General features: G+C 68.8%; 8 protein-coding genes and 4 pseudogenes. 10 read left to right on the forward strand and 2 right to left on the reverse strand.

The features are described 5' to 3' along the window. Nucleotides 1–94 precede the first annotated feature (94 nt). From GAA2_RS03885 to rlmB, 5 genes are all read left to right on the forward strand, one after another. On the forward strand, nucleotides 95–1,618 hold the full coding sequence (locus GAA2_RS03885; RefSeq protein ID WP_006435665.1) for a condensation domain-containing protein: 1,524 nt from the start codon (nucleotides 95–97) through the stop codon (nucleotides 1,616–1,618). After that, on the forward strand, nucleotides 1,618–3,090 hold the full coding sequence (locus tag GAA2_RS03890; RefSeq protein ID WP_191834744.1) for a condensation domain-containing protein: 1,473 nt from the start codon (nucleotides 1,618–1,620) through the stop codon (nucleotides 3,088–3,090). Before GAA2_RS03885 ends, GAA2_RS03890 begins: the two co-directional genes overlap by 1 nt. Next, nucleotides 3,087–4,418, forward strand: a complete 1,332-nt coding sequence (locus tag GAA2_RS03895) for a condensation protein (RefSeq protein ID WP_096273156.1) — start codon at nucleotides 3,087–3,089, stop codon at nucleotides 4,416–4,418. The genes GAA2_RS03890 and GAA2_RS03895 overlap by 4 nt, the downstream gene beginning before the upstream one ends. 82 nt (nucleotides 4,419–4,500) lie before the next feature. After that, nucleotides 4,501–5,892 (forward strand): cysteine--tRNA ligase, encoded by a 1,392-nt coding sequence (gene cysS, locus GAA2_RS03900; protein ID WP_006435662.1) that lies wholly within the window; start codon nucleotides 4,501–4,503, stop codon nucleotides 5,890–5,892. After that, complete coding sequence (rlmB, locus tag GAA2_RS03905; RefSeq protein WP_096273158.1) at nucleotides 5,892–6,842, forward strand: 23S rRNA (guanosine(2251)-2'-O)-methyltransferase RlmB; 951 nt, start codon at nucleotides 5,892–5,894, stop codon at nucleotides 6,840–6,842. The genes cysS and rlmB overlap by 1 nt, the downstream gene beginning before the upstream one ends. A gap of 13 nt (nucleotides 6,843–6,855) precedes the next feature. Here rlmB and GAA2_RS03910 read toward each other — a convergent pair whose 3' ends face one another. Next, nucleotides 6,856–7,650, reverse strand: coding sequence for a LamB/YcsF family protein (locus tag GAA2_RS03910; protein ID WP_191834745.1), 795 nt, complete (start codon nucleotides 7,648–7,650; stop codon nucleotides 6,856–6,858). Between the two features lie 64 nt (nucleotides 7,651–7,714). Here GAA2_RS03910 and GAA2_RS03915 point away from each other — a divergent pair, with 64 nt between their 5' ends. Then, on the forward strand, nucleotides 7,715–9,268 hold the full coding sequence (locus GAA2_RS03915; protein ID WP_024500062.1) for a carboxylesterase/lipase family protein: 1,554 nt from the start codon (nucleotides 7,715–7,717) through the stop codon (nucleotides 9,266–9,268). A gap of 16 nt (nucleotides 9,269–9,284) precedes the next feature. Here the strand turns inward: GAA2_RS03915 and GAA2_RS03920 are convergent. Further along, nucleotides 9,285–10,089: pseudogene (locus tag GAA2_RS03920) on the reverse strand (alpha/beta fold hydrolase). Between the two features lie 211 nt (nucleotides 10,090–10,300). On the opposite strand from GAA2_RS03920, the pseudogene GAA2_RS03925 reads away from it, so the two are divergent. The 4 genes and pseudogenes from GAA2_RS03925 to GAA2_RS03940 all read left to right on the forward strand — a co-directional run bounded on the left by GAA2_RS03925 (nucleotide 10,301) and on the right by GAA2_RS03940 (nucleotide 17,041). Continuing rightward, nucleotides 10,301–12,250, forward strand: a pseudogene (locus GAA2_RS03925) (hypothetical protein). 6 nt (nucleotides 12,251–12,256) lie between these two features. Further along, complete coding sequence (locus GAA2_RS03930; RefSeq protein ID WP_096273160.1) at nucleotides 12,257–13,807, forward strand: hypothetical protein; 1,551 nt, start codon at nucleotides 12,257–12,259, stop codon at nucleotides 13,805–13,807. Further along, nucleotides 13,804–15,384 (forward strand): annotated as a pseudogene (locus tag GAA2_RS03935) (glycosyltransferase). The gene GAA2_RS03930 and the pseudogene GAA2_RS03935 overlap by 4 nt, the downstream one beginning before the upstream one ends. After that, nucleotides 15,381–17,041: pseudogene (locus tag GAA2_RS03940) on the forward strand (ABC transporter). The pseudogenes GAA2_RS03935 and GAA2_RS03940 overlap by 4 nt, the downstream one beginning before the upstream one ends. The last annotated feature ends 5 nt before the right edge of the window (nucleotides 17,042–17,046 follow it).

Here is a 17,046-nt window from a genome sequence, read left to right on the forward strand (position 1 = left end):
ACTGACCGGTACTCGATGCGCCGGGGCGGCTTCAGGGGAGGAGCCGAGCTGGACCATCAGGGGTCCAGAACGTGTGACAACACGAGAGGTTGTGATGGAATACACCGAACTGACTGACTACTCGATGCCCGGCGGAACCGTCACCGCCTGGGAGCCCGCGGTTGACGCGTCCGAGTGGCAGAGCGATTCGCGACAACTGTCGTACATGCACCTCGAGCACGCCCGACGGGCGGTTCGTGAGGGCTCCGACTGGTACAGCCAGTGGATCGGGACCGCTTTCCGGATTCAGCGTCCGCTCGATCGTGATGCGTTCTCGCGCACGCTCGTTGCGTGGTACCGCAGGCATGAGGCGTTCCGGACCTCGGTGCGCGTCCACGACGCCGGGCACCCGCAGGGCGACCTGACCCGCATCACCGTCGCCGCCGACACGATCGCGGTGCGTGAGCGGGCCTTCGGGTCCGATCTGGAACCCGCCGAGGTCTCCGAACTCGTCACCGAGTACTTCAACACCACCGTCACCCCGCTGACGTGGCCGCACTGCCTTGCGGTGACGGTCGAGACGCCCGGCGACGACGAGGGTTTCCTCGTCGTGTTCGCCGCCGATCACACGGTGATGGACGCCTACACCCAGGTGTTCGCGATCCGCGAACTGACCGCGCTGTACCTCGCCGAGGTCACCGGCGAGCCGCACGGACTCGCGGCGTTCGGCAGCTACCTGGACTTCAGTGACGCGGAGCGTCGTCTCGGTGAGCAGATCGACGCCAACAACGCCGCGGTGAGCCAGTGGCGCACCTTCTTCGACGACACCACCACCGCCGTACAGCCGGAGTCGATCCCGCGGTTCCCGCAGTTCGACGTCCCCGCCGATGCACCGCGCACCATCGCGGCTCAGCGGACCCCGGAGGAGGGCTTCCAGGCCACCCTGTCGCACTGGCTGCTCGACGCCGCCGACACCAAGCGGTTCGACGCGATCTGCAAGGCGGCCGGGTCGTCGATGACCGCCGGCATCTACACCGCGCTGTCGATGACGTCGGCGGCCCTGACCGGTTCCGCGGATCTCCGTTTCATCAGTCCGATCCACACCCGCAACGCGATCGAGTGGGGCGAGGCGGTGGGCTGGTTCGTCGGGATCATCCCGGTGGCCGTCCGCCCGGGCCGGCCGCTGAAGTTCACCGACGCGCTGACCGCCGTCGCGGCCACCGCGGCCCAGTACAAGGATGTGGGCGCTGCCCCGTTCGCGCCGGTCGCCGAGCTGATCGGTGGGGACGTGACACCTCCGGGATTCGTGGTGTCCCACATCGACCTTCGACACGCGGAGGGCTCGACCGAGTGGGAGCCGCGTGCGGCACGGGTGCTGCGCAGCGCGACCCGCGACGCCGACGAGGTCTACTTCTGGATCAACCGCATCCCCACCGGCGTCAACGTGTCCGCCCGTTTCCCGGCCGCGAACGCACCTGCTGTCGAGGTCTTCCTGTCCACGTTCCATGCGACGCTGAAGGATATAGTCGCCGAGGGCGATTGCGAGTATTCCTACCGTGCGGGTGCGGTGGACGGACCCACCGGTATCGACCGCGCGGTCCTGTCCGCCGGAAGCCCGACAGGGGTCCTCGGCAGCTGATGTCGGGAACGCTGCAGTCACGCGACATCCCTCCCCGGTTCAGCGATTCCGGGTCGCTGGTCGCTCGGCTCCGCCCACACCTGACCGGTGGGCGGGCCGTCGAGTGGGAGCTGCGCGATCCGGACCGTGTTGCGAAAGCAGCGCAACGCTGGGGCGACGGGGTGTCGTTCCTGCAATCCGACCATCTGGCGACGATGGCGGCCAAACGCCGGGAGGGCGAGGCGCACCACGGATTCATCGTGGCCGCAACACGATTCGATACTCCCTTGGTGCCCGATGCCATGTCGGCCGCGCTGACCGACTTCGTTCGGCGCCATGAGGAGTTGCGCGCGCACTATCGCTCGGGTCCGGCAGGGCACGAGCGATGGGTGTCGCCACCGGACGAGGTCGAGATCGTCACCGCGGACCGTGAATCCGTCCACGTGCACGACGCCGAACTCGGTGACTGGGTGGGCGGCCGGGCCGCCGAGACCGCTTGGTCCGATCTGGTTCCGGGTTCGTGGTGGGGCGCGACCTGCGACGACGACGGGTTCACGTTCTTCGCCTCGACGGATCATGTCCGGGGCGACGGATATTCGTTGGTCCTCGCGATGTTCGAGATCGTCGAGCTGTACCGGGGCCACTGTGCCGGCGAGCCCGCGGAGCTGGCGGCGGCCGGCTCCTTCGGGGACGCGATACTGGCGGAACGCCGGATCGCGGCGTCACTCGACCCCGCCGACGATCGTGTCGCGGTCTGGCGGGACGCACTGGTGCACAACGACGGTCGTACGCCGAGCTGTCCGCTCGACCTCGGGCTGACCGACGGGCTGCCGAAGCCGTCGGTCACGGCCCAGACAGTGCTGCTCGACGCCGAGACCCTCGCCCGCTGCGATGCCCGGATCGCCGCGACCGACGGCAGCTTCTCCGGGCTCATCTACGCGGCGCTCGCGGAGTGGCACCGCCGAATGACCGGTCGTGACCGGTTCTTCGTGTCGACCGTGCTGGCCACCCGTGCGCCGGAGCACTTCTGGACGCAGGGCTGGCTGTGCAACTTCGCGCCGATCGCCGTCGAGGTACCGAACATCGGAGACGTCGATTTCGACGACCTGGTGCGCGCGGCCGCCCAGAGCGTTCGACTCGCCCGCGGCGCGGCCGAGATCCCCGCGCACGCGGTGCTCGCGCAACTCGCCGGAGAGGGCGTCTTCCGCGGACTCGACGGAAGTCCGTACATGGTGTCCTACACCGACCTCCGCCGCCTGCCGATCGGTGACGACCCGGTTCTGAACGGGACACAGCTGTTGACCGGACTCGGTCCCACGCGCAACGCCAACCTCTGGTTCACGCGGACGGCGACGGGACTCGACGTGGTGTCGCAGATCCCCGACAACGACGTGGCGCGAACGTCGATCCTCGAGCAGTTCGCGACCCTGCGCGAAATCCTGGCCGGGTACGCGGATGCGGCCGGGTACGCGACGGAATCGGTTGTGCGATGAAGCTCTCGAGTTCCGAATCGTGGGCGGTCGAGCCGGGAGAACTGGTGTGCTGGCGTGCCGTACCGGGCGGGGCGGCCGCTCGGTCGAGCGTACCGGTGTCGGAGAACGAGCGATTCCACCTCGCGTCGATCGCCGCGGGGCAGCCGGGCTGGATGGCGCTCACCCTGGATTTCCCGGAACAAATCGATCTCGACCAGATCTGCGAGGCCGTCGGGACGATGATCGCCCGCCACGACGCGCTCCGCAGTCACTACGTGCAGACCGGTGACGTCGTCACCCGCCTGTTGCATCCGGGCGTCGACGTCAAAGAAGAGTTCCGGCAGGCGGACGACGGGCTCTCGGCATCGGCATTCGCCTCGCGACTGGCCGGGTACATCGGCGCGACCTGCAATCCCTTCGAACCGATGCCGCACTTCCTCGCGGCGGTGACCCGCCCCGGCGGCACGACGCTGGTGTGCGCCTTCGACCACTGCTACGTCGACGCGCGATCACTGGCCGTCGTGTCGACCGAGATCTGCGAGCTGCTCGCCGGTCGCGCGCCGGCACCGGCGGAGTCCGGCCTCGACGCACTCCGGATCGTCGCGGAAGCCGAGGCATCGGTGACCGCCGACGATCCCCGCCTGAGCGGCTGGGAGCAGTTCCTCGCCGCGACCGGTTGGACGGTTCCCGAATTCCCGCTCGACCTCGGGGTCGCCGCCGGGGAGAGCCTCCCCGTCCACACGATGGTCCGGACGCTGATGTCCGGCGACGACGCCGCGACGTTCAGCTCGACGGTCCACCGGCGCGGGGCCCGTACCTATCCGGCCGTGCTCACCTGTGCCGGCATGGCCATCAACGCCGCCGGCGGACCCGATGAGGTGGCCACCGTGGTGCCCACCGGGGCCGGGGCGGGGCCGGGCTGCGTGAGTTGGTCGGTGGGCAACGCGCCGATGCTGATCAGCGCGACCGGCGACCTGTACGCGGCCATGTACCGGAACACGCGACGCCTCGCGGCGGCGCTCCCGCTGGCGGAGATCGGACTGACGCCGGTATACGCGGCCTTCGGCGATCGCCTGCGCCCCGGCCGAAGTGACGTCTTCATGATGTCCTACGTCGACTACACGCGGCTGCCCATGCCGCGTGGCGACGTCGTCGTCCGGCAGATATCGAGTCAGAAGCCGACCGACACCGCCCAGTGGTGGTTCTGGCGTGACCGCGACGGCATCCACGTCCGGGTGCGGTACCCGCACACCGACCGGGCCGTGGCGGTCCTCACCGACACACTCGACACGATGCAAGCGCTGGTCGGCACCGTCCTCGAGCCGGTTCTCGCCGCCGACGCGGGCTGATGGCATTCCGGCTGCGGAACGGGTCTGGTCCGGCCACTCGGGCGGTCGGTGGCCCGTCCGTGGTCCGGTAGGATGGCCGGTCGTGACCCTGCGCCTTTATGACACCAGCTCCCGAGAGGTGCGCGACTTCGTGCCGCTGCGCCCAGGCCAGGCATCGGTGTACCTGTGCGGCGCGACGGTGCAGGGTGTTCCCCATATCGGCCACGTCCGCAGCGGTATCGCCTTCGACATCCTGCGCCGCTGGTTGAGCCACCAGGGCCTCGACGTGCTGTTCGTCCGCAACGTCACCGACATCGACGACAAGATCCTCCGCAAGGCCGCCGACGCGGGCCGTCCCTGGTGGGAGTGGGCCGCCACGCACGAGCGCGCCTTCGACGACGCCTACCGCGCGCTCGGCGTCCTGCCGCCGTCGGCAGAACCGCGGGCGACCGGGTTCGTGACCCAGATGGTCGAGTACATGCAGCGCCTGATCGAGCGTGGCCACGCCTACGTCGCCGACGGCAACGTCTACTTCGACGTCCGAAGCCTCCCCGACTACGGTGCACTGTCCGGGCACAAGCTCGACGACGTGCACCAGGGCGAGAGCGCGGGCACCGGCAAGCGCGATCACCGCGACTTCACGCTGTGGAAGGCGGCCAAGCCCGATGAGCCGTCGTGGCCGACCCCCTGGGGTCCCGGACGCCCCGGCTGGCATCTGGAGTGCTCGGCGATGGCCACCAGCCTGCTGGGGGCAGAGTTCGACATCCACTGCGGCGGAATGGATCTGGTGTTCCCGCACCACGAGAACGAGATCGCCCAGGCGCACGGCGCCGGAGACCCGTTCGCGCGGTACTGGCTGCACAACGGCTGGGTCACCATGGGTGGCGAGAAGATGAGCAAGTCGCTGGGCAACGTGGTGTCGATCCCCGCGATGCTGCAGCGCGTCCGTGCCGTCGAACTGCGGTACTACCTCGGCAGTGCGCACTACCGGTCGATGCTGGAGTACTCGCCGGGTGCGCTCACCGAGGCGGCCGCCGGTTACCGGCGGGTGGAGTCCTTCGTCGAACGTGTCGCCGCCCGCGTGGGCGATGTGGCCGTCGGCGACATCGACCCCGATTTCGGTGACGCGCTCGACGACGATCTCGGCGTCCCGGCGGCTCTCGCGGTCGTGCACAACGTCGTCCGTCAGGGCAACACCGCACTCGAATCGGGTGACGGGGCGGCCGCGCTGGCCGCCGCATCGTCGGTGCGGGGCATGATGGGGATCCTCGGCGTCGACCCGCTCGACGATCAGTGGGCCGGTGCGGCCGACGACTCGGCCGCCACCTCTGCACTGGACGTGCTGGTGCGCGCCGAACTGCAACGGCGCGCCGACGCGCGTTCCGCCAAGGACTGGGCGACCGCGGATGCGGTCCGGGATCGTCTGGCCGAGGCCGGCATCGAGGTGACCGACACCCCTGATGGTGCACAGTGGGCATTGAAGGGTGAGGCGTGATGGCAGGAAATTCCAAGCGTAAGGGTGCGATCCGCAAGTCGGGCACCAAGAAGGGGCAGGTCGTCGGGTCCGGCGGCCAGCGGCGACGCGGTCTCGAGGCCCGGGGCGCCACCCCGAAGGCGGTCGACCGCCCGTACCACCCCGCTCACAAGCGGGCGAAGGCCGCGGCGAAGTCGGGCACCGGCCGGGGCGGCGTGCGCGGGAAGGACGAGGGTCCCGAGTACGTGCTCGGCCGCAACCCCGTCGTCGAGTGCCTGCGTGCGGGCGTGCCCGCGACGGCGCTCTACATCGCCACCAACTCCGAACCAGACGAGCGTGTCGCCGAGGCGGTCAAGATCGCCGGCGATCAGGCGATCTCCATCCTCGAGGTCGGCAAGCCGGAGCTGGACCGGTTGTCCACCAACGGAATGCATCAGGGCATCGCCCTGCAGGTGCCGGAGTACGAGTACACCCATCCGGACGATCTGATGGCCGACGCCAAGGCCAGCGGCACCCCGCCGCTGCTGTTGGCGCTCGACAACATCACCGACCCGCGCAACCTGGGTGCGGTGATCCGCTCGGTGGCCGCCTTCGGCGGGCACGGCGTGGTGATCCCGGCGCGACGCAGCGCGAGCGTGACCGCGGTGGCCTGGCGGACCAGCGCCGGTGCCGCCGCACGACTCCCGGTCGCGCGTGCCACCAACCTCACCCGGACGCTCAAGGACTGGGCCGACTCCGGGGCCCAGCTCGTGGGTCTGGACGCCGGCGGCGACGTGACCCTCGACGACTACGACGGCACCGGTCCGACGGTGATCGTCGTGGGATCGGAGGGCAAGGGCCTGTCGCGCCTCGTGCGCGAGAGCTGCGACTCGATCCTGTCGATCCCCATGGCCGGGGAGGTCGAGAGCCTCAACGCGTCGGTCGCGGCGGGCGTCGTGCTCGCCGAATTCGCACGCCAGCGCCGGCGGTAGTCCGCGCGCCGGTTCACGACCGGGTGAGACCGATCTCGACACCGGCCTGCGCGAGTGCTTCGCGAACCGCACGGGCGTGGCCGACCGCGCCCTGGGTGTCGCCGTGCAGACAGATCGAATCGGCGTCGACCGCGACCACCGTGCCGTCGATCGCCGTCAGGCGTCCGGTGGTGGTCATCTCGACGACCTGCCGTGCGATCTCCGCGCTGTCGGAGAGGACGGCCCCACGCTCGGTGCGCGGAACGAGTGTCCCCGTGGGGGTGTAGGCGCGGTCGGCGAAGGCCTCGGTGATGACCCGCAGCCCGGCGCGTTCGGCACGGGCCAGAATCTCCGAGTTCGGTAGCCCCATCATCGCCAGACCCGGGTTCACGTCGCGCACCGCAGCGACCACCGCGTCGGCCTGTTGCTCGTGGTGGACGACCGTGTTGTACAGCGCGCCATGGGGTTTCACGTAGGTCACCGACCCGCCGACGGATCGGGCGAGGGCGTCGAGCGCGCCGATCTGATAGACGAGATCGGCGATCAGGTCCGGCGTCGACATCTCCATGAACCGGCGGCCGAAGCCGGCGCGGTCGGGATAGGAGACCTGCGCGCCGATGCGGACACCGGCGGCCACGGCCGCCCGGCACGTCGCCAGCAGGTCTGCGGGAGTTCCCGCGTGGAAACCGCACGCGATGTTGGCGCTGGTCACGATGGTCAGCATCGTCTCGTCGTCGCCGACTCCCTCGCCGAGGTCGGCGTTGAGATCGATGCGAGCGCGTGCCGGTTCGACGGTGGCCTTGTCGGAGCGGGCCTTGTCGGCGGTCATGGGCCACATTCTAGATCTGCGCCGGTTGAGCAGACGTAACAGGCGATTCGTCTACGGTGGGGGTATGGCACTGCTCGACACCAAGGTCACCACGGTCAACGGCGTCGTCGGTGGCGCACGGGGAAGGCGGCTGCGCCGCGGCACGATCAGCTGGCGAGGCATTCCGTTCGCCGCGCCCCCGGTGGCCCACCGCCGGTTTTGCGCACCCGAACCGGCCCACGACTGGCCCGGCGTGCGTGACTGCACCAAACTCGCCAAGGCCGCCATCCAGGAGAAGCGGTTCACCGCCGTCGCGCCGGGGAAGTTCGCGCCGATGGCCGAGGACTGCCTCACGCTCAACGTCTTCTCACCCGACGTCGCGTCGTCGAGGCCGCGGCCGGTGATGGTCTTCATCCACGGCGGCGCCTTCATCCTCGGCACCGCCGCGACCCCGCTCTACGACGGCGCCTTCCTGGCCCGTGCCCAGGACGTCGTCGTCGTGACGATCCAATACCGTTTCGGTCCCTTCGGTTTCCTCGATCTCTCGCAGTTCGCCACTGACGACCGGCCGTTCGACACCAACGCGGGTCTGCGCGACCAGATCGCCGCGCTGCGATGGGTGCAGGACAACATCGCCGCGTTCGGCGGTGACCCCGACAACGTGACCGTCTTCGGCGAGAGCGCCGGTGGGTCGTCGGTGCTCGCCCTGCTGTCCGCTCCGGAGGCCACCGGCCTGTTCCATCACGCCATCGCGCAGAGTCCCGCCCCGGAACTCGTGGTCGAGCAGGACGCCGCGACCGTCTACGCCGACGAGTTCGTCCGGATCCTCCGCGATCCGCAACGTCGGAACACCTCGATGGAGCGGACCGAGGACCCCCTCGACCCGGCCGAGGCGCAACGCCTTCTCACCACCCCCAATCCCGCATTGCTGCTCGAAGCGGGCAATCGTCTCATGCGGTTCGCGACCAAGTCCTCGGGCGGGTCCATCCCGTTCGCGCCCGTCGTCGACGGTGATCTGCTGCCGCGCTCGCCGCTCGCTGCGGCCGCCGACGGCCTGACGCTGCCGGTGCCGCTGGTGATCGGCAGCAACAAGGACGAGGGGAGACTCTTCGCGAAACTCTGGAACGTCCTGCCCGATTCCGAACGCATGCTGATGCGGGTGGAGGACGAGGAGGTCCGCCGCGAGATCGCCGCCCACTACTCCAACGGCGACCGCGATCGGATCCGCCTGGCCGGTGACTCGATCTTCTGGGCGCCGATGAGTGCCTTCGCCGACGGGCACAGCAAGGTCGCGCCGACCTACGTGTACCGCTATGACTATCGGACCAAGGTCCTGGACGCGACGGGCTTCGGCGCGACCCACGCGACGGAACTGTTCACCGTGTTCGGTGCCTACCGCGCGCCGATGGGCGCGGGACTCGCGATCGCGGACTGGCCGGGCACGCGTCGTGTCACCGACAGCGTGCAGGGCCGCTGGGCTGCTTTCGCCCGCACCGGCGACCCCGGTCTCGGCTGGCCGGCCTACACGACCGCCGAGCGGAAGGTCCTGGTCATCAACGACCCGGACCGCGTCGTCACCGATCCCGACACCCTGCGGCGCCAGGCCTGGAACCGGGTGCACGCACCATCGCAGGCCTGACCGCCGACGCGACCGGTCACTCCGTTAGCCACTCGGTGGGCGGATCGGCCGCGAGGAACGACAGCACCAGTGGGTTGAACGTTTCGGGTGCCTCCACCGGGAGGATGTGGGTCCCCGGCAGCACCGCGAGCCGAGCGTGCGGCAGCGTTCGGACGATCTCCAGCGCGTGCTCCATGCGTACCAGCCCACGATCGGCGACCACCAGCAGCACCGATGCCGGTACGTCGGCGAAATCGGCCACCGCATAGTCGGGTTCGGAGGCGAGCATCCGGATCGTCTTGTCGTAGACGACGGTGAAGTGCTCGGGACCATCGGGGGATATCTCGTCGTGGTGGGTACGCAGGTACTCGACAGTCACCGGATTGCGGTCCATCACCAGTTGGACGAATCGGTCGATCCGGCGACCACCGGGATTGAGGTAACCGCCGACGGCCACCACGCGGTTCACCAGATCGGGACGGTCCCGCGCGATGACGAGTGCGACGGCCGCACTGTCGCCCCAGCCGACGAGATTCGCCGGACGTCCGACGACCGTTTCGAGATAGGCGATCGGTGCGTGCGGCGATGGACGCACAGGTGAAATCGCTGTCGGTGTCGGGACTGTGCCCGTGACCGGGCCGTTCGGGCATGAACAGCAACAGCCCGGCATCGAGGAAATCGGGGACCTGCGCGCCCCAGGACGCCGCCGAGGCGAAGATGCCGTGCAGGAGCACGGTTGGGGCGCCCTGAGGGTTGCCTTCGATGAAGTGCCACAGCGTCGTCCCGGCGACATCCACATACACGCCGCCGTCGATCTCGTCGCCGACGTGAACTGGGCGCATGCTGGTCCTCGGGTCGGGTGTTCTCGGGTGTTCTCGGGTGCTCTGAGGCCATCGTCGCAGACATCGGTGCGGCCCCGTGGAACGTTCGCGACTCGCAACGACATCGGTGCTCAGATCGGGCGAAAAGGTATCGAAACGGACTCCCTGCGTTAGCTTCTGTACTCAGGGGTGGTGTGATGTGAGTGGTTGGGGTCACGTGAGGAGAAGCGAGTTGCACGTGTCCTGCGTAAGTCGCTGGAAACATGCGGTGGGCGTCGGGTTGGCGGGCCTGCTGATCGCGGGTAGCGCCTCGGTGGGGGTCCTCTCTGCGCCACCCGCGGCCGCCGCGTCCGGTGACCCGCCACCGCCGTTGAGTCTTCGATATCTCGGCTCGTCGTCGACGATCGCTTTTCCAGGACAACAGGGAGAGGTCAGCCTCTCGCTCGCCGTGCCGCCGAACCTCACCCCCACCGAGATCCGCGGGACCGCCCAGTTCCCGTCGTTCGTCACCTGTGGGAATGTCGATGTGCTGCAAGGTGATCGACTCATCTCGCGGACGCCGATCGACCCGGCGGTGAATTCGCCGATCGCCCTGCCCCTTCGAGGCGTGCGCCTCGACCGGAATTCCGCCGACATCGTCCTGCGCACCTACCTGCGCACGGCCGGTTCCTGTGACTTCGACGCCGACAACCGATTCCGGATCGTCAACGCGGTCGTGGCCTACGGCGGACGCGAGGCGACACCGGCGAGAGTCGCCGGATTCCTGCCCCCGATCCTGCGCGCCCTGACCATCTACGTCCCCGAGGATGTGAAACCCGCGGAAGGTGCCGCGGCCGTGCAACTCGCGACCGCGGTGGTCGCGAACTACGGTTCGGCGGCCGTCGACATCCGGACCGCGTCGCTGCCCCGGAACGAGACCAGGCCGGCCGCTGCCGTCGGCCCGCTCGAACGGCAGGTCGTCATCAGTACCGATGCGCCGGCCGGCCGGCCTGAGCCTCGGACCGGGAGCAGGATGGCCGGTGTTGCGAATCGGCGGCAACCCCGAGGAGCTGGCGACGCAGGTGCAGTTCCTCACCTCGGAGCTGTCGAGCATCGCGATCAGTTCGGCCGCCGTGGCCGGAGCACCGTTTGCCGCACCGCAACTCGCGCCGGCGGTCAACACACTGGCCGACCTGGGTGTCAGCGATCAACTGGTCACCGCCGCCGCGGGATGGCCGTCGATCTCCTTCGGGATCGACCAGCGAGACTGGGACGACCTTCCGAGGACGTCCGAGTCCAGTTGTCGGGCACCTACACCCCGCTCGGCGGTCAGATCGCGGTGACCGTCGGGCCGCGGGTGATCGCCTCCGTGCCGGCGGACCCGTCCGGCAGGTACAACACGTGGGTCGACATCCCGCCGGATCTCCTGGCGCGGTTCACCGAGGTCACGGTGACCTACAACCATCCCGACGTCGGCGAAGGATGCGGCACCGGGACACGGACTTCCCTCAGCCTCGCCTCGACCGGTGAGGTCCGATCCGAGAGCGCCGACCCGCCGCGGCCGTCCGGCTTCGCCTCCCTCCCGCAGGCACTCATGCCCCGTACAGCGCTGGCCTGGACCGACGGCGGCGTCGACGACGTCCGCCGCGCGGTGGTGCTGATGACCGGACTGCAACGGCTGTCGGCGGTCCGACTCGGCATCGACGTCATGCCGGTCGCCGACGCCATGTCCTCGAACGGTCCGATAGTGATCGTCGCCGCCGACGGGCAGGGGGTACCCGAGTTGCCGCTGCCCGTCGAGGCGACCGGGGGCACGCTCTCGGTACTGGGGGCCGACGGCGAACGCTCGAACGTCGTCCTCAACCCGGCCGTACGTTTCGGCTCGCTGCAGGTCGCGCGGCAGGACGGACGGTCGGTCCTGCTGGCGACGTCCACCGGGACCGCGGCCGACCTCGATGCCCTACTGACCTGGCTGGACGCCGACCCCGACCGGTGGCCGTCACTCGCGGGCGATGCCGTCCTGCAGGTGGCCGGTCAGCAGCCGGTCGTCGTGGTCGCCGACCAGGTGGCACCGGATCGATCCGAGTCGTCGACCGGGACCTCGTGGGTCACCGTCGCGGTCGCCGCGGTGGGCGTCGTGGTGGCGACGGCACTGGCGACTTTCCTGCTGCGGCGCCGGCGGCGGACCTCCTCCGGGGGCTGAGCGCGCATGGCCCTGACCGCCTCACAGGTCGTCGCCATGGCGACACTCTCCCGTCCCGAGACGCCGCTGTTCGGCGATCACCCATGGCGGGTCATCGCGTTCCGGTGGGTGCTGCTGGTGACGTGCACGGTGCTCGGCTTCTGGAACACCATCGCGGCGGTGATCGACGAACTGCGGGCCCAGACACTCATCCTGTACGTGCCCGTGCCCGTGCCCGTGCCCGTGCTCGTGGTCCTGAGCCTGATCGCCGTCGTCGGGGTCTCGTGGCGCGACTTCGACGAGCCACCCATCCACGACCGGCAGACCGACGTGATCGTCGGAATCGTGGTGATCGTCCTGGCGGTGGCCGGCAAGCTTCTCGTCACGCCGCGCTACGGCCGGGCCTATCTGACGTCGCACATGGATCTGCTGGCGCTGTGGATGTTCGTGCTCGGAGCGTCGATCCTGCTGTTCGGTCTGCGGCCGGTCTCCCGCTACAAGTGGGCCTGGCTGGTGTTCCTGCTCATCTTCCCCATCCCGGTGCGGGGGTTGGTGCTGGCGCTTGGCGGCACCTCGATGGCCGCCGGGTTCGCCCTCGTGCTGATGGCCGTCGCCGCCACGGTCGTCGCGGTGGGACGTACCTGGCGGCGCAAGGCGGTCGCGGCGCTCATCGCCGGTGCGGTGGGCCTTCTCGCACTGCTGGTGCTCAACGCCCTCGAGGCGCCGCGCAATGTGCTCGTCCCCGGACCGGCTCTGATCGCGGCCGTCGCGACCTCCGGGATCATGCTGGTCAGTTACCGGCGACGCGGCGGGCGGAGATGGTCACCGCCGGTGCGAGGGGAGGTCAAGGATCCGACGGTCGGCTTCGTCGGGCGGCCCGTGCTGGTGGTGGTCCTCGCGGCCATCCTGCTGGCATTCATCCCCACCCCGCCGGTGGGCAGTACCTGGCAGAGCAACACATACCCGCAGCTCGAGATCGGCGGGCAGCTCAACATCCCACCGGGCTGGCGTCAGGAATCGGTTCGCGTCTACGGCTGGGTGTCCCGCCTGTACGGTCCCGGTGCGGTCCTCACCCGCCAGGTGCTCGTCCAGAGCCGGGGGACACGGGCATTCGACAAATTCGCCCGACCCCGCCGCGTCGTCGTCGACAGCGTCGACAGCCGGCGACCGCTCGCGCTCGAGGTGTATCCCGACATCTTCCGCTACGACCTGTCCGACGAACGCTCGAACGAACCCGTCGACGTGGCGTTGCCGTTCGGGGTTCGCGGAAAAATGTGGAGCGTGGTCGACGATGCGAGATACCTGACGTACACGGTGGTCTCGTGGTGGTGGAACAACGGGCGCCGCACGCAACAGGTGATGATCTGGGCCGTCGACGATCACGAGCCGGCGGCGTACTTCCCGGAACCGCGGATCACCCTCCTGGAAAACCTCACCTCGCTCATGACGATCCTGTTGCGCGGCAACGCGGTTCTCCTCGACACCGACCCGCAGTACAAGGATCGCGATCTCCTGGTGGGGCTCGCCGGCGGGCTGGTGCGGTCACAACTCGTCGAGGTCGCGAGGGCCGAGCCGTGACCATCGACGAACGCGACGCCGACGCGCCGGGGGGTGGCGCGCAGCACGCGGCCCCGGCGGCCGGTCGCCGAACTGCTCGCCGACGAGGACTACCGTGCGGAAGCGCTCCGCGACGCCGTCGACCGGTTGCGCGAGGCCGATGCGGACATGTCGGCATCGGTGGCGTTCAACCGGATTCAGAAGATCATCGGGTTCACGCTGCTCGGCGTCATCGCCGTGCTGATGGTCTTCTTCCCGGTGGGCACCTGCGCGGCGCTGGTGTCGACGGCGACCGTCGCCTACGTCGTCACTCTCGCCGATCGGCTGGTGATCTTCCGGCGGGGACCGGTGAACGGGGCAATCCGGGTCAGCGACGAGCAGGCCCGGTCGATCCCCGACGAGGAACTTCCCCGCTACACGGTCCTCGTCCCCGCATACGGTGAGCCCGAAGTGGTCGGCGACCTCGTCGCCGCCATGGAGACCATCGAGTACCCCCGCGAGAAGCTCCAGGTCCTCCTGCTGCTCGAGGAGGACGACGAGCCGACGATCGAAGCCGCACGCGGGGTCGAGGCGAATGGCCTTGTCACCGTGGTCCTCACACCGCCGGCACAACCGCGAACCAAACCCAAGGCGTGCAATTTCGGCATGCACTTCGCGACCGGTGACATCGTCACCATCTTCGACGCCGAGGACAAACCCGATCCCCTGCAACTGCGTCGTGCGGTCTACGTGCTGAACAACTCCGACGACGAGTCGGTCGTGTGCGTCCAGGGCAAGCTCAGCTTCCACAACGTCCGCGACAACATGCTCACCGAGTGGTTCACCGCGGACTACGGGATCTGGTTCGGCTTCCTGCTGCCCGGGATGATGGTGAGTCGGGCGCCGATTCCGTTGGGCGGCACGTCGAATCACTTCAAACGCGATGTGCTCGACCGGATCGGGGCGTGGGAGCCCTTCAACGTCACCGAGGACGCCGACCTCGGGTGCGGATCGCCGACCACGGTTACCGCACGGTCGTGCTGGACTCGATCACGCTGGAAGAGGCCAACGTCGACGCCATCAACTGGGTGCGCCAGCGATCCCGTTGGTACAAGGGCTGCATGCAGACCTGGCTCGTGCACATGCGTCACCCGGTCAAGCTGTGGCACATCCTCGGACCCGTTGCGTTCGTCCGCTTCACGCTGCTCATCGCGGGCACGCCGGTGATCGCGTGCGTCAACATGGTGTTCTGGCTGATCCTCGCGCTGTGGATCGCGGGGCAGCCGCTGATCGTCGTCGACCTCTTCCCGGGACCCATCTACTACCTCGCGCTCGTCTCGATGCTGCTGGGCAACGGTGCGGCGATATACATGAACCTGATCGCGATCCGGGAGGACGACCGGAGCGAACTGCTGTTCTCGGCGTTGCTGATCCCGCTGTACTGGCTGATGATGAGCGTCGCGGCCATCAAGGGCATGTGGCAGATCCTGGTCAATCCGTCGTACTGGGAGAAGACCTTCCACGGCCTGTCGACCAGCCATCAGGAATCCGCGGCGGACGATCCCGGTGAGCAGGGCGCACACGGCACGAGTGGGGAAGAGCCCGGAGGCGCCACGTGAACCGGCGGCTTCGGGTCGGGGTCCTGATCTTCCTGGCCGCCTGGTTGCCGTATCTGGTCGTCGGGGTGTACCTGGCGACCGAGGTGCATCTCTTCTTCGGTGACGCGTTGTCCAGGGTCCAGTCGGCGCAGAGCGTGTTGTTCAGCCGGACACCGCGTCTGTCGGCCATCGGCTTCGTCTTCACCCCGCTGACCGCGGTGGTGCAACTGCCCCTCGTCGCGTTGAGCCCGTGGTGGCCGGAGATGACCACCCACGCGCTGTCGGCGGTGATCATGTCGTCGATGTTCATGGCCGGTTCGGTCGTCCAGGTCTCGGGTATCGCTCGCGATCGGGGTCTCGATCCGGTTGTCGCCGCGGTCTTCACGATCTGTTACGCAGCGAATCCGATGGTCGTGCTGTACGGCGCCAACGGGATGAGCGAGGCGCCGTACCTGTTCTTTCTCGCCTGGGCGTCGCGCCGCCTGATCCGCTGGGTCTCCACCGATGACGTACACGAGCTTGTCGTCGCGGGAATCGCGCTCGCACTGTCCTACCTCACCCGCTACGACGGCGGGGCGGCCGCGCTGGCCGCCGGATGCGTCGTCGGATGGGTCACCTACCGCCGCCGCGACGGGCGAAAACGTCTGTCGCGAAGCCTCGTCGACATCACCCTCGTCGTCGCCCCGAGCGCGCTGGCCTTCCTCGCCTGGGCGGCGACCGGCTGGCTGATCACCGGGAACGCGTTCGCACAGTTCACCTCCGAGTACGGCAACGCCGCCATCATCGCGCAATCCGGCGGCAGCGGATCGTCGACGACGAGCGAAGCCATCTGGTTCTCCATCACCGAGTTGGCCATTCTCGCGCCGCTGTTGCCGATCCTCGTCGTGGGGCTGATCGGCGTGCGTGCGCGGCGCCACCGGCTGTCACCCCTGTTGCCGGGGCTCATGATCGTGGCGGTACTGGCCTTCCAGGTCTTCGGCTACGCGCGGGGTTCGACCTTCGGCTTCCTGCGGTTCTACATGACGGTGATCCTCCTGGCCGCCATCGTGGCGTTGATGTCGGTACCGCTGCGCCGGCCGATCCCGATGCGTCGCGCGGGCGCCCACGCGGACCCGGCGCCTGTGCGGCCCTACGCATCGCGGTGGGGGGTACACGATCGCGTGCACGGTGGCCATCGTGGTGATGGCGTCGGCGCTGCCCGTGACCGCGATGGGGATGACGTCACCGAAGTACGCCCCGCAGGAGTTCGCGCTGGGATCGGTGGTGAACCCGCAACCGCAGTCGGTTCAGCAGAAATACCTCGTACGAGCAACGCGTGGTCCGCTCGTTCTCCACCGAACGTGCTCTGGCCGAGTACCTCGACGGGCTTGCCCTACCGGACGGTTCGGTCCTGTGTGACACCGTCTACGGATTCGCGGTGGTCGTGCAGTCCGAGCGGCCGCGACAGTTCGTCATCCCGTCGGACCGGGACTTCGCCCAACGGCTCAACGCTCCCGCGGACCTCGGTGTCAGGTACTTCCTCACCGTTCCGGTCGAGGGTCGAGGTGTGGCCGATGCGATCAACCAGCGTTATCCGACCATGTACGAGAACGGTGCCCAGATCGGGGCGCTCGTCCTCGAGGCGCGCAACGACGGTGCGGACCTGCCGGATTGGCGTGTCTATCAGATCATGAGATGACGACG

Source organism: Gordonia ajococcus (assembly GCF_012974285.1).
Classification (GTDB): Bacteria; Actinomycetota; Actinomycetes; order Mycobacteriales; family Mycobacteriaceae; genus Gordonia; species Gordonia amicalis.

Excerpts from the sequence above, each read along its gene's own strand:
- GAA2_RS03890 (WP_191834744.1), top strand. The coding sequence starts at position 1,618 with ATGTCGGGAACGCTGCAGTCACGCGACATCCCTCCCCGGTTCAGCGAT.
- GAA2_RS03910 (WP_191834745.1), bottom strand. The coding sequence starts at position 7,650 with ATGACCGCCGACAAGGCCCGCTCCGACAAGGCCACCGTCGAACCGGCA.
- GAA2_RS03915 (WP_024500062.1), top strand. The coding sequence starts at position 7,715 with ATGGCACTGCTCGACACCAAGGTCACCACGGTCAACGGCGTCGTCGGT.
- GAA2_RS03885 (WP_006435665.1), top strand. The coding sequence starts at position 95 with ATGGAATACACCGAACTGACTGACTACTCGATGCCCGGCGGAACCGTC.
- rlmB (WP_096273158.1), top strand. The coding sequence starts at position 5,892 with ATGGCAGGAAATTCCAAGCGTAAGGGTGCGATCCGCAAGTCGGGCACC.
- GAA2_RS03930 (WP_096273160.1), top strand. The coding sequence starts at position 12,257 with ATGGCCCTGACCGCCTCACAGGTCGTCGCCATGGCGACACTCTCCCGT.
- GAA2_RS03895 (WP_096273156.1), top strand. The coding sequence starts at position 3,087 with ATGAAGCTCTCGAGTTCCGAATCGTGGGCGGTCGAGCCGGGAGAACTG.